Source organism: Enterobacter sp. Bisph1, from assembly GCF_000814905.1.
Lineage (GTDB): Bacteria > Pseudomonadota > Gammaproteobacteria > Enterobacterales > Enterobacteriaceae > Kosakonia.
The window spans coordinates 85,306-98,035 of sequence record NZ_JXAG01000050.1 but is presented as its reverse complement, the minus strand read 5'-3'; the positions used below and the strand labels follow the sequence as shown (position 1 = coordinate 98,035).

Annotated in this window: 15 protein-coding genes; 7 read left to right on the top strand and 8 right to left on the bottom strand. The window is 50.7% G+C overall.

Annotated elements, in window-relative coordinates; genetic code table 11:
* Nucleotides 1-67 precede the first annotated feature (67 nt).
* The 5 genes from rplT to fumD all read right to left on the bottom strand — a co-directional run bounded on the left by rplT (nucleotide 68) and on the right by fumD (nucleotide 4,034).
* The gene (gene rplT, locus RW65_RS18145; RefSeq protein WP_039058208.1) at nucleotides 68-424 is read right to left on the bottom strand and encodes a 50S ribosomal protein L20; all 357 of its coding nucleotides are present in this window, start codon (nucleotides 422-424) and stop codon (nucleotides 68-70) included.
* Nucleotides 425-473: 49 nt separating this feature from the next.
* Complete coding sequence (gene rpmI, locus RW65_RS18140; protein WP_001124225.1) at nucleotides 474-671, bottom strand: 50S ribosomal protein L35; 198 nt, start codon at nucleotides 669-671, stop codon at nucleotides 474-476.
* A 92-nt stretch (nucleotides 672-763) separates the two neighbouring features.
* Nucleotides 764-1,306, bottom strand: a complete 543-nt coding sequence (gene infC / locus RW65_RS18135; protein ID WP_039058207.1) for a translation initiation factor IF-3 — start codon at nucleotides 1,304-1,306, stop codon at nucleotides 764-766.
* A gap of 3 nt (nucleotides 1,307-1,309) precedes the next feature.
* Nucleotides 1,310-3,238, bottom strand: coding sequence for a threonine--tRNA ligase (thrS, locus tag RW65_RS18130; RefSeq protein WP_039058206.1), 1,929 nt, complete (start codon nucleotides 3,236-3,238; stop codon nucleotides 1,310-1,312).
* A gap of 583 nt (nucleotides 3,239-3,821) precedes the next feature.
* Entirely contained in the window at nucleotides 3,822-4,034 is a 213-nt protein-coding gene (fumD, locus tag RW65_RS18125) for a fumarate hydratase FumD (RefSeq protein WP_039058205.1), read from the bottom strand.
* A 289-nt stretch (nucleotides 4,035-4,323) separates the two neighbouring features.
* On the opposite strand from fumD, the gene RW65_RS18120 reads away from it, so the two are divergent.
* Nucleotides 4,324-5,769, top strand: a complete 1,446-nt coding sequence (locus tag RW65_RS18120) for a flagellin N-terminal helical domain-containing protein (RefSeq protein WP_039058387.1) — start codon at nucleotides 4,324-4,326, stop codon at nucleotides 5,767-5,769.
* Between the two features lie 153 nt (nucleotides 5,770-5,922).
* On the opposite strand, the gene RW65_RS18115 is transcribed toward RW65_RS18120, so the two are convergent.
* Both RW65_RS18115 and RW65_RS18110 read right to left on the bottom strand, forming a co-directional pair.
* Entirely contained in the window at nucleotides 5,923-6,141 is a 219-nt protein-coding gene (locus tag RW65_RS18115; protein ID WP_502685565.1) for a hypothetical protein, read from the bottom strand.
* A 257-nt stretch (nucleotides 6,142-6,398) separates the two neighbouring features.
* Nucleotides 6,399-7,154, bottom strand: coding sequence for a DUF481 domain-containing protein (locus RW65_RS18110; protein WP_039058204.1), 756 nt, complete (start codon nucleotides 7,152-7,154; stop codon nucleotides 6,399-6,401).
* A gap of 290 nt (nucleotides 7,155-7,444) precedes the next feature.
* Here RW65_RS18110 and pfkB point away from each other — a divergent pair, with 290 nt between their 5' ends.
* The 3 genes from pfkB to RW65_RS18095 all read left to right on the top strand — a co-directional run bounded on the left by pfkB (nucleotide 7,445) and on the right by RW65_RS18095 (nucleotide 9,742).
* Complete coding sequence (pfkB, locus tag RW65_RS18105) at nucleotides 7,445-8,377, top strand: 6-phosphofructokinase II (RefSeq protein ID WP_039058203.1); 933 nt, start codon at nucleotides 7,445-7,447, stop codon at nucleotides 8,375-8,377.
* A gap of 109 nt (nucleotides 8,378-8,486) precedes the next feature.
* Nucleotides 8,487-8,777, top strand: a complete 291-nt coding sequence (gene ghoS / locus RW65_RS18100) for a type V toxin-antitoxin system endoribonuclease antitoxin GhoS (protein ID WP_039058202.1) — start codon at nucleotides 8,487-8,489, stop codon at nucleotides 8,775-8,777.
* A gap of 104 nt (nucleotides 8,778-8,881) precedes the next feature.
* Complete coding sequence (locus RW65_RS18095) at nucleotides 8,882-9,742, top strand: fructosamine kinase family protein (protein WP_039058201.1); 861 nt, start codon at nucleotides 8,882-8,884, stop codon at nucleotides 9,740-9,742.
* A gap of 43 nt (nucleotides 9,743-9,785) precedes the next feature.
* On the opposite strand, the gene RW65_RS18090 is transcribed toward RW65_RS18095, so the two are convergent.
* A complete protein-coding gene (locus RW65_RS18090) occupies nucleotides 9,786-10,322 on the bottom strand; it encodes a YniB family protein (protein ID WP_039058200.1) in 537 nt (178 codons plus the stop codon).
* Between the two features lie 144 nt (nucleotides 10,323-10,466).
* Between RW65_RS18090 and hxpB the strand changes: the two genes are divergently transcribed.
* The 3 genes from hxpB to RW65_RS18075 all read left to right on the top strand — a co-directional run bounded on the left by hxpB (nucleotide 10,467) and on the right by RW65_RS18075 (nucleotide 12,729).
* A complete protein-coding gene (gene hxpB, locus RW65_RS18085) occupies nucleotides 10,467-11,135 on the top strand; it encodes a hexitol phosphatase HxpB (protein ID WP_039058199.1) in 669 nt (222 codons plus the stop codon).
* Nucleotides 11,136-11,280: 145 nt separating this feature from the next.
* The gene (gene kduD, locus RW65_RS18080; protein ID WP_039058198.1) at nucleotides 11,281-12,042 is read left to right on the top strand and encodes a 2-dehydro-3-deoxy-D-gluconate 5-dehydrogenase KduD; all 762 of its coding nucleotides are present in this window, start codon (nucleotides 11,281-11,283) and stop codon (nucleotides 12,040-12,042) included.
* A 96-nt stretch (nucleotides 12,043-12,138) separates the two neighbouring features.
* Nucleotides 12,139-12,729: a metal-dependent hydrolase gene (locus RW65_RS18075; protein ID WP_039058197.1), complete on the top strand. Its 591-nt coding sequence runs from the start codon at nucleotides 12,139-12,141 to the stop codon at nucleotides 12,727-12,729.
* The last annotated feature ends 1 nt before the right edge of the window (nucleotide 12,730 follow it).

Genomic DNA, 12,730 nt, shown 5'->3' with positions numbered 1-12,730 from the left:
GCAAAATGTCAATGTATTGATGAAGTTAAAAGCAAAAGAGGGAGCAAAGCTCCCTCTCCTAACCGGCTTACGCCAGAGCTGCTTTCGCGGTTTCAACCAGGGCAGAGAATGCCACTTTGTCGAATACTGCGATGTCAGCCAGGATCTTACGGTCGATTTCAACAGAGGCTTTTTTCAGGCCGTTGATGAATTTGCTGTAAGAAATACCGTTCTGACGTGCTGCTGCGTTGATACGTGCAATCCACAGCTGACGGAACTGACGCTTTTTCTGACGACGGTCACGATAAGCGTACTGACCAGCTTTGATAACAGCCTGGAAGGCAACACGGTAAACGCGTGAACGCGCGCCGTAGTAACCTTTAGCTTGTTTCAAAATTTTCTTATGTCGTGCACGTGCAATCACACCACGTTTTACGCGAGCCATATGCTCTCTCCTGTATCTATATTCTTAAAAAAGTTTAAAGGTTAACGACTTATGCGTACGGCAGGCACGCGATTACCAGGCCCAGATCGCCTTTGGAAACCATGGCTTTCGGACGCAGGTGACGTTTACGCTTGGTAGCTTTTTTAGTCAGAATATGACGCAGGTTAGCGTGCTTGTGCTTAAAACCACCTTTACCGGTTTTTTTGAAGCGCTTAGCAGCACCGCGTACGGTCTTAATTTTTGGCATTTTTTAACTTCCACTTCGCATTGTTAATAAACGAAACAAAGGCGAACTAAACCTGCGAGCTTGTGGCCCACAGGTTTAATTACTTGATGGCCTTACTGTTTCTTCTTCGGAGCAAGCACCATAATCATCTGGCGGCCTTCGATCTTCGTTGGGAAGGATTCGACTACTGCCAGTTCATTCAGATCTTCTTTCACGCGGTTAAGCACTTCCATACCGATCTGTTGGTGAGCCATCTCACGACCGCGGAAACGCAGTGTGATCTTGGCCTTGTCGCCCTCTTCGAGAAAGCGAATCAGGCTGCGGAGTTTTACCTGATAGTCGCCTTCATCTGTACCAGGTCGGAATTTAATTTCCTTAACCTGAATAACTTTTTGCTTCTTCTTCTGTTCCTTAGAAGATTTGCTCTTTTCATAGAGGAACTTGCCGTAATCCATTATACGGCAAACGGGCGGCTCGGCGTTAGGGCTAATTTCGACTAAATCAACCCCGGCTTCTTCAGCTTTTTCCAGAGCTTCTCTGAGACTCACAATACCAAGCTGCTCGCCTTCCAAACCTGTTAAGCGAACTTCCGTGGCGCGAATCTCGCCATTGATACGATTGGGACGCGCCGTTTGAACTCGTTTTCCGCCTTTAATACCTTATTCCTCCAGTTGTTGAAGACTGCGGCTGCGAATTTCTTGTTGCAGCTTCTCGATAACTTTATTTACGTCAAGGCTACCCAGGTCTTTACCGCGACGGGTACGCACGGCCACTTTGCCGGCTTCAACCTCTTTGTCACCGCAAACCAGCATATAAGGGACACGACGTAAAGTGTGCTCGCGGATTTTAAAGCCAATCTTCTCGTTTCTCAAGTCTGCTTTTACACGAATGCCCGCATTTTGTAGTTTACGCGTCAATTCGTTAACGTAATCAGCCTGTGAATCAGTGATGTTCATCACAACTACCTGCACCGGCGCAAGCCAGGTCGGGAAGAAGCCGGCGAACTCTTCGGTCAGGATGCCGATAAAGCGCTCCAGTGAACCAAGAATCGCCCGGTGAATCATTACCGGCACTTGACGCTCGTTGCTTTCGCCCACATAAGAGGCGTTCAGACGAGACGGCAAAGAGAAGTCCAACTGGACAGTACCGCACTGCCATGCACGATCGAGGCAGTCATACAGTGTAAATTCAATTTTCGGACCGTAGAACGCGCCTTCACCCAGTTGATACTCGAACGGGATGTTATTCTCTTCCAGCGCTACAGCCAGGTCCGCCTCAGCACGATCCCACATCTCGTCGCTACCGATACGTTTTTCCGGACGAGTTGAGAGTTTGACGACGATCTTCTCAAAGCCAAACGTGCTGTACATATCGTAGACCAAACGAATACAAGCATTCACTTCGTCACGCACCTGCTCTTCTGTACAGAAGATGTGCGCGTCATCCTGAGTGAAGCCACGTACGCGCATCAAGCCATGCAGCGCGCCCGAGGGCTCGTTACGATGGCAGCTACCGAACTCCGCCATACGCAGCGGCAGATCGCGGTAGGATTTTAAACCTTGATTAAAGATCTGGACGTGACCCGGACAGTTCATCGGTTTGATGCAGTATTCACGGTTCTCTGAAGAGGTGGTAAACATCGCATCTTTGTAGTTGTCCCAGTGGCCGGTTTTTTCCCACAGCACACGGTCCATCATGAACGGGCCTTTCACTTCCTGATACTGATACTCTTTCAGTTTCGAACGTACGAAGGTTTCCAGCTCACGGAAGATAGTCCAGCCATCGTTATGCCAGAATACCATACCCGGCGCTTCTTCCTGCATATGATACAGGTCGAGCTGTTTACCGATTTTACGGTGGTCGCGTTTTGCCGCTTCTTCCAGACGTTGCAGATACGCATTCAGCGCTTTTTTATCCGCCCACGCGGTACCATAAATACGCTGCAGCATTTTGTTATTGCTGTCGCCGCGCCAGTAGGCACCCGCTGTTTTCATCAGTTTGAAATGATGGCAGAAACGCATATTCGGCACGTGCGGACCGCGGCACATGTCGACATATTCCTGGTGATGATACAAGCCTGGCTTGTCATCATGCGCAATATTTTCATCAAGGATGGAAACTTTATAGCTTTCGCCGCGTTGAGCGAATGTCTCACGCGCTTCGTGCCAGCTAACCTTCTTCTTGATGACATCGTAGTTCGTTTCGGCGAGCTCATGCATACGTTTTTCGAGCGCGTCGATATCTTCCTGGGTCAGCGTATGGTCAAGATCAACGTCATAGTAGAAGCCGTTATCGATAACCGGACCGATTGCCATTTTGGTGTGGGGCCACAATTGTTTAATCGCATGGCCTAACAGATGCGCACAGGAGTGGCGAATGATGTCCAGACCGTCATCATCTTTCGCGGTGATAATGGCAAGGTTGGCATCGCTTTCAATCACATCAGAAGCATCAACCAGTTCACCGTTGACGCGGCCAGCGATACAGGCTTTCGCCAGTCCCGGACCGATATCAAGCGCAACATCCATTGGGCTTACGGCGTGGTCGTAATGGCGTTGGCTGCCATCAGGAAGAGTAATTACAGGCATTTCATTTCCTTAATTTGCAGTGGTGCCCCACACGAAAGAGCACATACAAAATCCGAGATCAAAGATATAACAGCCGCGACGGTAAGTTTTCTCGCTTCACTCTGCGGAATCTGTATAGCATAGAGATTTTCTCTACCAGGTACCCTTACCTGCCGCTGTTAAGTACCCGGCAATAGTACACATTTGCGCGGGTGGTTGGAAGGATTAGTGTGATGCAGGTCAATCGCGCGGCCTTTTAACAGCGGCAATAAATTCAAATTGAAAAGGTGTTTTAAAAGCAAATATTTCATCTAAGGATAATCTGATTTTTAACCCTTTGATTGACACTGGGGGGTATCCCGACTTCTATATGACTACCCCTTAGCTTCTAACCTACTGATTAAAAATGGTAATTGTTTCTATATTGGTCATTGTCGCACTCATTGCGATTATTGTTTTTTCTTTTTACAAACATCACAGCATGAAGTCTTCCCGTGCCCTTCCCGGCCGGTACAGGAAACGGCATTAAGGCGATTGCCACATTTAGCAGTTGTCCTTTTGAAAGGCGCGCAGCGCGTGCCTTTTTCCCCCTCTACTTTTCATGTCAAGCTTGATAGCCCAGCGCGCGAATCACCGTTTCCATCGCTTCTTGCGTTAACTCAGAGCGCTTAATTTTGCTGTTCGCCAGCATGGTTCTGACCACCCCAGCGATAACAATATGCTTCGGTTCTTGCCCCAGGTCGCGCATTTCAAGCACCACTTTTCCAACTACCCGGCACATCTCTTCATATAACGCTTCATCTTTGGTGTTCCCCATATTGCCTCCGGTAGTGATGTTCAAGCCATGACGTTGAGTCTTACAGCAGGTGGTGATAGTGGCCAATGTCCAAAAAAATAGATTGCGCATAGTGTTACGGTGGCAACAGGCTGATGCTATCGCATCTTGCTACACAGCGCACAGAGGTTAAACAGAAGCCGTCGTTTATCGCCGCTGTCTTTTCAGTCACTTGCACAAAGTTAAATTGCCCCACCAATTTACCTTAAAGTTAATCACTCAGTTTGCCGATGAATAATTCATTAGTGGTTTGAATGAATTAATGACGGTAATGCAAGCAATCAATCATAATGAGTTTGCCGGGCTGAACCTGACGACTCAGAAAATTACGACCTTATCCCTACAGGAGTCCATTGCGCGCCTTTCATCGGGGCTGCGCATTAACGGCGCGAAGGACGATGCGGCCGGGCAGGCTATCTCAAACCGCATGCGCTCTAATGCCAATGCGGACAGCGTCGTGTCGCGCGGTCTTGATGATGCTATTAGTATGGCGCAAACCGCTGATGGTAATCTCAACACGGTTAGCGAATTACTAATCCGTGCCAAAAGCCTGGCGATTCAGGCAGGCAACAGTACGTTGTCCGACAACGATCGGGTGAGTATTCAGAACGAATATCAATCTATTCTTAACAATATTCAGTCCATTTCTGAGGGAACCGAAATTTTTGGCAGCTATCCGCTGGCGAGCGACTCGCCGGATCTGCCGCCGGTGCTGATTGGCGGCGTTCCGCCTTTAAACGTCAAATTTCCGGTTCAGGGCACCAATTATTCCTTTACCTCCGGCATCGTCTCGCTGGCCTATATTCCGGCCGGTGCTACCAATATCTCGATTACCATTGACTCACTGGGGCTTGATGACGATATCCAGCTCTTCACTCGCGATGGTAAACACCTGACCGGCACGCCAATCAACGGTACTAACACGGATTATACGTGGAAAAGTCGCGGTATCACCGATGCGGCAAAAGCCAACAGTCGCGTTCTGACCGCCGCTAACGGCTTCAAGAGCGGCGCAACCTACGATGATACCTTGTTAAATGAGGGCGGTGCGGCGTGGGCGCTAAATGGTAGCAAGACGATGAACTATAACGGGATGAATATTGCCTATAGTGGTGATGGCGACCGTTACGAACCTGGCAGAGCCTTTAATGACGGCAGTAATGGTTCGGTTCGTCTTGAACGCGTGACGATAGATAAAGTGACAGAGGATTTAGTGGTAATGGTGCTCGGTAGCGGCTCTTTCACCAGCAATCTGACCTGGGGTACGCTGCCGAAACCCACTATTGCCCCGCCGCAACCGCCGAAGCAGAGTCGGCCGTGGGAAGTCGTCACCAGCGCCAATGTGGGAGATGAGATTCAATCAGTCAGCATGCCCACGACGCCTGCGGATATAAAATCCCTCGGGCTGAATAACACTAGCCTCTATACCAAAGCCTCGACGGACACGGCAATGGTCGCGCTGGATAACGCGCTGGATAAAGTTAGCGCTTATCGTGGGCAGTACGGTGCGTATATCAACCGTTTCGAATCAAATAAAGCGGTACTGGGGCAGCAAAACGTCGCCACCCAGGCGGCGAAAAGCCGAATTGAGGATGCGGATTATGCACTGGAAGCCAGCAAAATGGCTAAGGCGCAAATACTTCAGCAGGGACAGGAAGCCGTACTTAAAGCGGCTAACCAATCAGCAGAAAATATTCTCACCCTTCTGCGTGGTTAACGCTGAATTCTCACGAAAAAAAGCGTTGTATATTCCACGCACATCCGGGCAATAAAATAAATACTTACCGTCCTGCTTTCCGACAGCCACAAATAAAAAAACCGGTACGTCATCATCCGGCTTTTTTCAGGTTAATGAATTAACCGAACTATTTTAGTTCCACTCACCGGCCACCAGCGTATGCGCATTAAATGCAGCGGCATTTGAGCCTTCTGTGGTTTGCGCCACCGGCACGCGATTGGAGCCCGCTTCAATGTTGGTAATATTGGTGTGAGTCTGGCTGGCAGTGGTGGCAGTTTGAGCCGCGAATACGCCAAAAGAGAGTGTTGAAAGCACGACGGCGGTCGCAGCGGTTTTGATATTTTTCATCATTGAGTTCTCATTCTAAATAACAACATAACTGGCTGGGCGTTTTTTTTGCCCGTGTTGTTAGTTTAGATCTGGATCACACTTTTGCACAGTCAATTTATTTATCCATTCGTGTCAAATAAACTGAATATGTAACGCAAAGAGTAATTGTGAGGAAATAATGAAGGGGAAAAAGGACTTAAATTAAACCGCTTTTAGCGCCCATGAAATAGCACAAAATAACAAATAAAATAATGGGCCGGTATTCCCGGCCCATCAAATTACATTTTATAACCAATCGTTACCGCCGTTTTGCGATCGGTATGATTGGGCGCGCTTGACGGCGGCTCGGAGTTCCAGGTTACGTTATAGGCAACCTTCAGAGCGAAGTGGGCATTAATTGCCACGTTCAGCGCTGTTTCTGAATTAACGGTTGTATCATTCGCACCAAATACAGAAACACCCTGGGTGAATTTGGTGTTATCGGTCATCTGCCAGGCATACATGCCGGAAGCATAGCCGAGGGCGGTGGTTTCCGTATCGTCATTGGTGAACTTGTCGTAACGCACACCCGGACCGAATTCAAAGCGTAGGCTGTGAACCGGACCATTCAGGAACTGATGACCGTAACCTGCGGTCAGCACATCACGCGCGTGATAGCCGTTATAGCGGTCGGTTAACCAGCTCGCCTGACTAAACAGATAGTCGTAATCCGTCATGTTATAACGACTACGGCCACCGGCAGCGTATTTTTCAGACGAACGTACATCGTTAGACGATGTATTGCTGGCGTTGCCCCACAGTGACCATGCCGTCGTATCGCCGTACCAGGTCAGCGTAGAGTCAGCGGTCAAAGAGGAGCTCTTAGTGTTACCGGCCTGGGACAGATAACCACCGTTTAAAGTACCTTCAAACGGCGATTTAGCTGAAGAGGGATCATCCATGACAGTAAAAACGGCATCGTCTGCAAAAGCGTGCATTGATACAAACACACCCGCAGCCACCATAAGCACGGGTACTGTCTTCAAAAGCTTCATTTATTTAGAGTCCGAACAGCAATAAAAGAGACCATCACGATCCCGGAAACTTTCATCAAGAGCAATGATGTATGGCCCTGTGAAAGGAAACAAATTATAAAAAGCCCGCTTAAACATATCAATGTAAAGTTATCTGATTTTTTGAATAAGAGAGTTCCCAAAACTATTAAACGGTTATTAACCTCAGCGTATATTAACGCCATATTAATCGGAAAATCATACTGTTATTTACTTTCCCTAACGCGTAATTGGTGCCAGGCTTACTGCAACCTGAGTAAAAGGAGGTCATCATGGCTGCTGTATATACCCTTACGTTGGCACCTTCCCTGGATAGCGCGACATTGACGCCGCACATCTATCCTGAAGGTAAATTACGCTGTAGCGCACCCATTTTTGAACCAGGCGGCGGCGGTATTAATGTGGCGCGAGCCATTGCCCATCTTGGTGGCAAAGCGACGGCAATATTTCCGGCTGGCGGTGCCACGGGCGATCATCTTACTGCCTTATTGTACGATGAGCATGTACCGACTATTACCGTCGCCACCCACGACTGGACGCGGCAAAACCTGCATGTTCACGTCGAATCCAGCGGCGAGCAGTATCGCTTTGTCATGCCGGGTGCGGCACTGAATGAAGAGGAATTTCATCAGCTCGAAGAGAAAGTGCTGGCGATAGAAGCCGGGGCAATTCTGGTGATAAGCGGCAGCCTGCCGCCTGGCGTCGAGGTCAGTAAGCTGGTGCAGCTACTGCAAGCGGCCCAACAACAGGGCATTCGCTGTATCGTTGATAGCTCCGGCGAGGCGCTGACCGCCGCGCTTTCAATCGGCAATATCGAACTGGTAAAACCCAATCAGAAGGAGTTAAGCGCGCTGGTTGGAAGAGAGCTCACGCAGCCTGATGATGTGCGTAAAGCCGCTCAGGAGTTAATCTCCAGCGGCAAAGCGCTGCGCGTGGTTGTCTCGCTGGGGCCACAGGGCGCACTGGGTGTCGATGCCAATAGCTGCGTGCAGGTGGTGCCGCCCCCGATGAAAAGTCAAAGCACCGTCGGCGCGGGCGATAGTATGGTGGGCGCAATGACCCTCAAGTTATCTCAGGGTGCGGCTTTTGATGACATGGTACGCTTCGGTGTCGCTGCCGGTAGCGCAGCCACCATCAATCACGGCACCCGGCTGTGTGCGCGGGAAGATACCCAGAAGATTTACGATTATTTGCGCCAGGTCTGATACAGGCCCCGTTAGTAAACAGGGGAAATACCGAAAATCTTATACGGCAGTCGACCAGAGTTGCCTGCCGTTGTCGTTATAAAACGTCAATATAACAATGAGGTGCAAGATGGGCAGCGATAGCATCACCCGCTACATAGTCGAAGTAAAATTTCACGATCAAACCCTGACCGACATCAACGAAATTAATAACCACTTTACACGTGCTGGTTTTCTGCTCACCATGGCGGACGATAACGGCAACGTGCACGATCTTGGCACCAACACTTTCGGGTTTATTAGCGCATTAAGTGAACAGGATGTTCATGCGCTGGCCAGCGGCCTTGCTGAAAGCGCGGTCGATGAAGAGACGGAGGTTACGGTCACGACCTGGGAGACGTTCCAGCAACAGGAACATTAAATGCTAAACCGCCGTTCTCTATATGGGCTGTGCGTTAAGTCGAATTTTTCAACAGCTGTAGTGCGCTAACCTTATGATCTGGCTGATTACATGGGAGAAACATCATGTGGCAAGCGATACGTGGTCTGTTAAGCGAACAACTGGGTGAAGGCGAAATTGAGCAACGAGATGAGCTTCCCGGCGGCGAAATTCATGCCGCCTGGCGCATACGTTACGCCGGGCGCGATCTGTTTGTAAAATGTGATGAACGCGCCATGCTGCCTATCTTTACTGCCGAAGCCGATCAGCTGGCGTTACTGGCACGCAGTAATACGGTGCGGGTGCCGGAGGTTTTGGCCCTCGGCAGCGATCGTGATTACAGCTTTCTGGTCCTTGAATATCTCCCCGCCCGTCCGCTGGATGGGCACAGCGCATTTTTGCTCGGTCAACAGCTGGCGCGCCTGCACCAGTGGAGCGATCAGCCGCAGTTTGGTCTCGACTTCGATAATGATCTCTCCACCACGCCACAGCCCAATGCCTGGCAACGCCGCTGGTCGACGTTTTTTGCCGAGCAGCGCATTGGCTGGCAGTTAGAACTGGCGGCGGAAAGGGGGCTGGAGTTCGGCAACATTGATGTCATCGTCGAACATGTTCAGCAGCGCCTGAGTTCTCACCAGCCGCAACCTTCGTTATTACATGGCGATCTGTGGTCTGCCAATTGTGCCCTTGGGCCAGATGGCCCCTTTATTTACGATCCGGCGTGTTACTGGGGCGACCGGGAGTGCGATTTGGCGATGTTGCCGCTCCACCCGGATCAGCCGCCGCAGATTTACGACGGTTATCAAAACATCTCCCCGCTTCCTGCAGATTTCCTCGACCGTCAGCCACTTTACCAGCTCTACACCCTGTTTAACCGGGCGATTCTGTTCGGCGGTGAACATCTGGTGAATGCGCAAAAAGCGCTGGATCGCGAGCTGGCAACATAGGCGCAATTATCAGGCCCGGGGCGCAACGCCGCGGGCATGTCCCTTACAGGAAGCCGAGCAGTGAAAAGAAGAAGTAGCCAGCGATAATAATGATCACCGGCAGGACATACAGCGGAAAAATTTGTACAAAAATGGTATGGCGCGGGACCACAATCCGCTCTTCAATCTGTTGGCGCGTTAGCCCCTCCGCCCCTCTGGCGTTCTCAAGGATCAGTTGGTTTTCTACCCCTTCACGCAGAAAGCGCGCCTGCCGACTCATCCGCGCGCCGGATGCCTGCAGCGCCAGCCCGATAAAGATCAGCGCAAAAATAACCCAGAAGACAATGTTCATGCTGTGGTGGAAATCGGGCGTCGGTGAGTTGTACCAAAAGAGATTCAGGAAAGGCGTATTGAAGCGCATCATCTCAATGATGACATGGGCGAAATCAAGCATCACGGCATTGATGCCGGGCTGTTTATCGCTATGATCGTACATAAATTTGAGTACGGAAATGATAGTCGAAATGACGGCCGGAATAAAAATTACCCAACCCAGAACGCGTTTCAATATGGCGATGCGTCCAGCTTGTTGATACGTCATGGCTTCCCCTTGTAAGTGACGCACTGTTTGGGCATTAGTCTACCTGCTGATATCGCTTTTCGCCTGATCTTTAAAGGCAGTATGATGAAAGCTTAGCCATAATTTGCTTTTTACCCTGCACTATTCCGACAACAGAGAGGTGTTATGTCTGCCCCGCGACAAATTCTTGCTGCCATTTTTGATATGGATGGATTACTTATTGACTCAGAGCCGCTCTGGGATCGCGCTGAACTGGAGGTCATAGCAAGCCTGGGGGTTGATATTACCCGCCGCAACGAGTTACCCGATACCCTTGGTCTGCGCATCGATATGGTGGTGGATCTGTGGTACGCGCAGCAGCCCTGGAATGGCCCGAGCCGCCAGGAAGTTACCGACCGCATCATCCAGCGCGCCATCTCGCTGGTGGAAGAACAACGCCCCCTGCTCCCCGGCGTGCATGACGCGATAGCCCTGTGTAAAAACAACGGGCTGGCGATTGGGCTGGCGTCGGCATCGCCACTGCATATGCTGGAAAAAGTGCTGACCATGTTTGATCTGCGCGACAGCTTCGACGTGCTGGCGTCAGCGGAAAACCTGCCCTATAGCAAGCCGCATCCGCAGGTCTATCTGGACTGCGCGGCAAAACTGGGTGTTGACCCGCTCACCTGTGTGGCGCTGGAAGATTCGGTCAATGGCATGATCGCCAGCAAAGCCGCACGCATGCGCTCCATCGTTGTACCGGATGCCGAGCATCGTGAAGATCCGCGCTACGTGCTGGCTAACGTAAAACTCGACAGTCTGCAGCGGCTCACCCTTGCCCATCTTATTGGCTAAATATGCCGTGGGGTGATGGAAAATCACCCCGCCTTCATATTTTTGAAACATCATTTCATTTTTATTTGAATTTTATCTTTCCCCCTTCTATCCTGATCCTCAGGCACAGATACCGACCACAATAACGTAAAACGCCGGAGTGAATATGATACTGGAAGCCTTCAAGCTTACGGGCAATGTGGCCCTTATTACCGGGTGCGATACCGGTCTGGGACAGGGGATGGCATTGGGGCTTGCAGAAGCGGGCTGCGATATTATCGGCGTGGGTCGCAAAGTGCCGCAGGAAACCGCCGCGCGCGTGCAGGCTTTAGGCCGTCGATTCCATGCTATTCAGGCGGACCTTCGCCACCAGCATGGCCTGCAGGATGTGGTGAATGAAGCCGTCTCGACCTTCGGTCAGATCAATATTTTGTTAAATAATGCAGGGACTATCCGTCGCTGCGACGCGATTGATTTCAGCGAGCAGGATTGGGATGACGTGATGAACCTCAATCTGAAAACCGTGTTCTTTCTCTCGCAGGCGGTGGCCAAGCAGTTTATTGCCCAGGGTAACGGCGGAAAAATTATCAACATAGCCTCAATGCTCTCTTACCAGGGCGGTATCCGCGTCCCGTCTTACACGGCCTCGAAGAGCGGCGTGATGGGGTTAACCCGTCTGCTGGCCAACGAATGGGCAGCGCACCGGATTAATGTCAATGCCATCGCGCCGGGCTATATGGCGACCAATAACACGCAGCAGCTGCGGGATGATGCGCAACGCAGCCAGGACATTATTGAAAGAATCCCGGCCGGCCGCTGGGGAACGCCGGAGGATTTAAAAGGAGCTGCGGTGTTCCTCTCGTCAAAAGCCGCGGATTATATTAATGGGTATACCCTTGCCGTCGACGGTGGCTGGCTGGCTCGATAGTTGTTAAAAATGTGACATACAGTTACACCGTCACCTCTTCCGCCTACTGTACAAACATCCTATACTGTATGCATCGACAGTTGAGTGAGTTTGATCATGACGGCGGAAGGACACCTGCTTTTTTCTATTGCCTGTGCGGTGTTTTCCAAAAACGCTGAGTTAACGCCTGTGCTCGCGCAGGGAGACTGGTGGCATATCGTTCCTTCCGCTATTTTGACCTGCCTGCTGCCGGATATCGATCATCCGAAATCCTTTCTTGGGCAACGCCTGAAGTGGATCTCAAAACCTGTCGCCCGCGCCTTCGGCCATCGAGGATTTACCCATAGCCTGCTGGCGGTGTTTCTGGCGCTGACGCTGTTCTATTTAAAAGTGCCGGAGAGCTGGATTGTACCTGCTGACGCACTGCAAGGAATGGTGGTCGGTTATCTGAGCCATATCCTGGCAGATATGCTGACGCCTGCGGGCGTTCCTCTGCTCTGGCCGTGCCGCTGGCGCTTTCGCTTGCCGGTACTGGCCCCGCAAAAAGGCAATCAGCTGGAGCGTGTGTTATGCATGGCGCTATTTACCTACGCCGTCTGGATGCCGCAAACGTTGCCCGAAAATGGTGCCGTACGCTGGTCGTCACAGATAATCACTTCGCTGCAAAATCAGTTCAATCGCTTTATTCATCAACAAACTGAACATTAAA

What these genes read in the sequence shown, in the direction of transcription:
- rplT (WP_039058208.1), bottom strand. Translation starts at nt 424, where the DNA reads ATGGCTCGCGTAAAACGTGGTGTGATTGCACGTGCACGACATAAGAAA.
- rpmI (WP_001124225.1), bottom strand. Translation starts at nt 671, where the DNA reads ATGCCAAAAATTAAGACCGTACGCGGTGCTGCTAAGCGCTTCAAAAAA.
- thrS (WP_039058206.1), bottom strand. Translation starts at nt 3,238, where the DNA reads ATGCCTGTAATTACTCTTCCTGATGGCAGCCAACGCCATTACGACCAC.
- fumD (WP_039058205.1), bottom strand. Translation starts at nt 4,034, where the DNA reads ATGGGGAACACCAAAGATGAAGCGTTATATGAAGAGATGTGCCGGGTA.
- RW65_RS18120 (WP_039058387.1), top strand. Translation starts at nt 4,324, where the DNA reads ATGCAAGCAATCAATCATAATGAGTTTGCCGGGCTGAACCTGACGACT.
- RW65_RS18115 (WP_502685565.1), bottom strand. Translation starts at nt 6,141, where the DNA reads ATGATGAAAAATATCAAAACCGCTGCGACCGCCGTCGTGCTTTCAACA.
- RW65_RS18110 (WP_039058204.1), bottom strand. Translation starts at nt 7,154, where the DNA reads ATGAAGCTTTTGAAGACAGTACCCGTGCTTATGGTGGCTGCGGGTGTG.
- pfkB (WP_039058203.1), top strand. Translation starts at nt 7,445, where the DNA reads ATGGCTGCTGTATATACCCTTACGTTGGCACCTTCCCTGGATAGCGCG.
- ghoS (WP_039058202.1), top strand. Translation starts at nt 8,487, where the DNA reads ATGGGCAGCGATAGCATCACCCGCTACATAGTCGAAGTAAAATTTCAC.
- RW65_RS18095 (WP_039058201.1), top strand. Translation starts at nt 8,882, where the DNA reads ATGTGGCAAGCGATACGTGGTCTGTTAAGCGAACAACTGGGTGAAGGC.
- RW65_RS18090 (WP_039058200.1), bottom strand. Translation starts at nt 10,322, where the DNA reads ATGACGTATCAACAAGCTGGACGCATCGCCATATTGAAACGCGTTCTG.
- hxpB (WP_039058199.1), top strand. Translation starts at nt 10,467, where the DNA reads ATGTCTGCCCCGCGACAAATTCTTGCTGCCATTTTTGATATGGATGGA.
- kduD (WP_039058198.1), top strand. Translation starts at nt 11,281, where the DNA reads ATGATACTGGAAGCCTTCAAGCTTACGGGCAATGTGGCCCTTATTACC.
- RW65_RS18075 (WP_039058197.1), top strand. Translation starts at nt 12,139, where the DNA reads ATGACGGCGGAAGGACACCTGCTTTTTTCTATTGCCTGTGCGGTGTTT.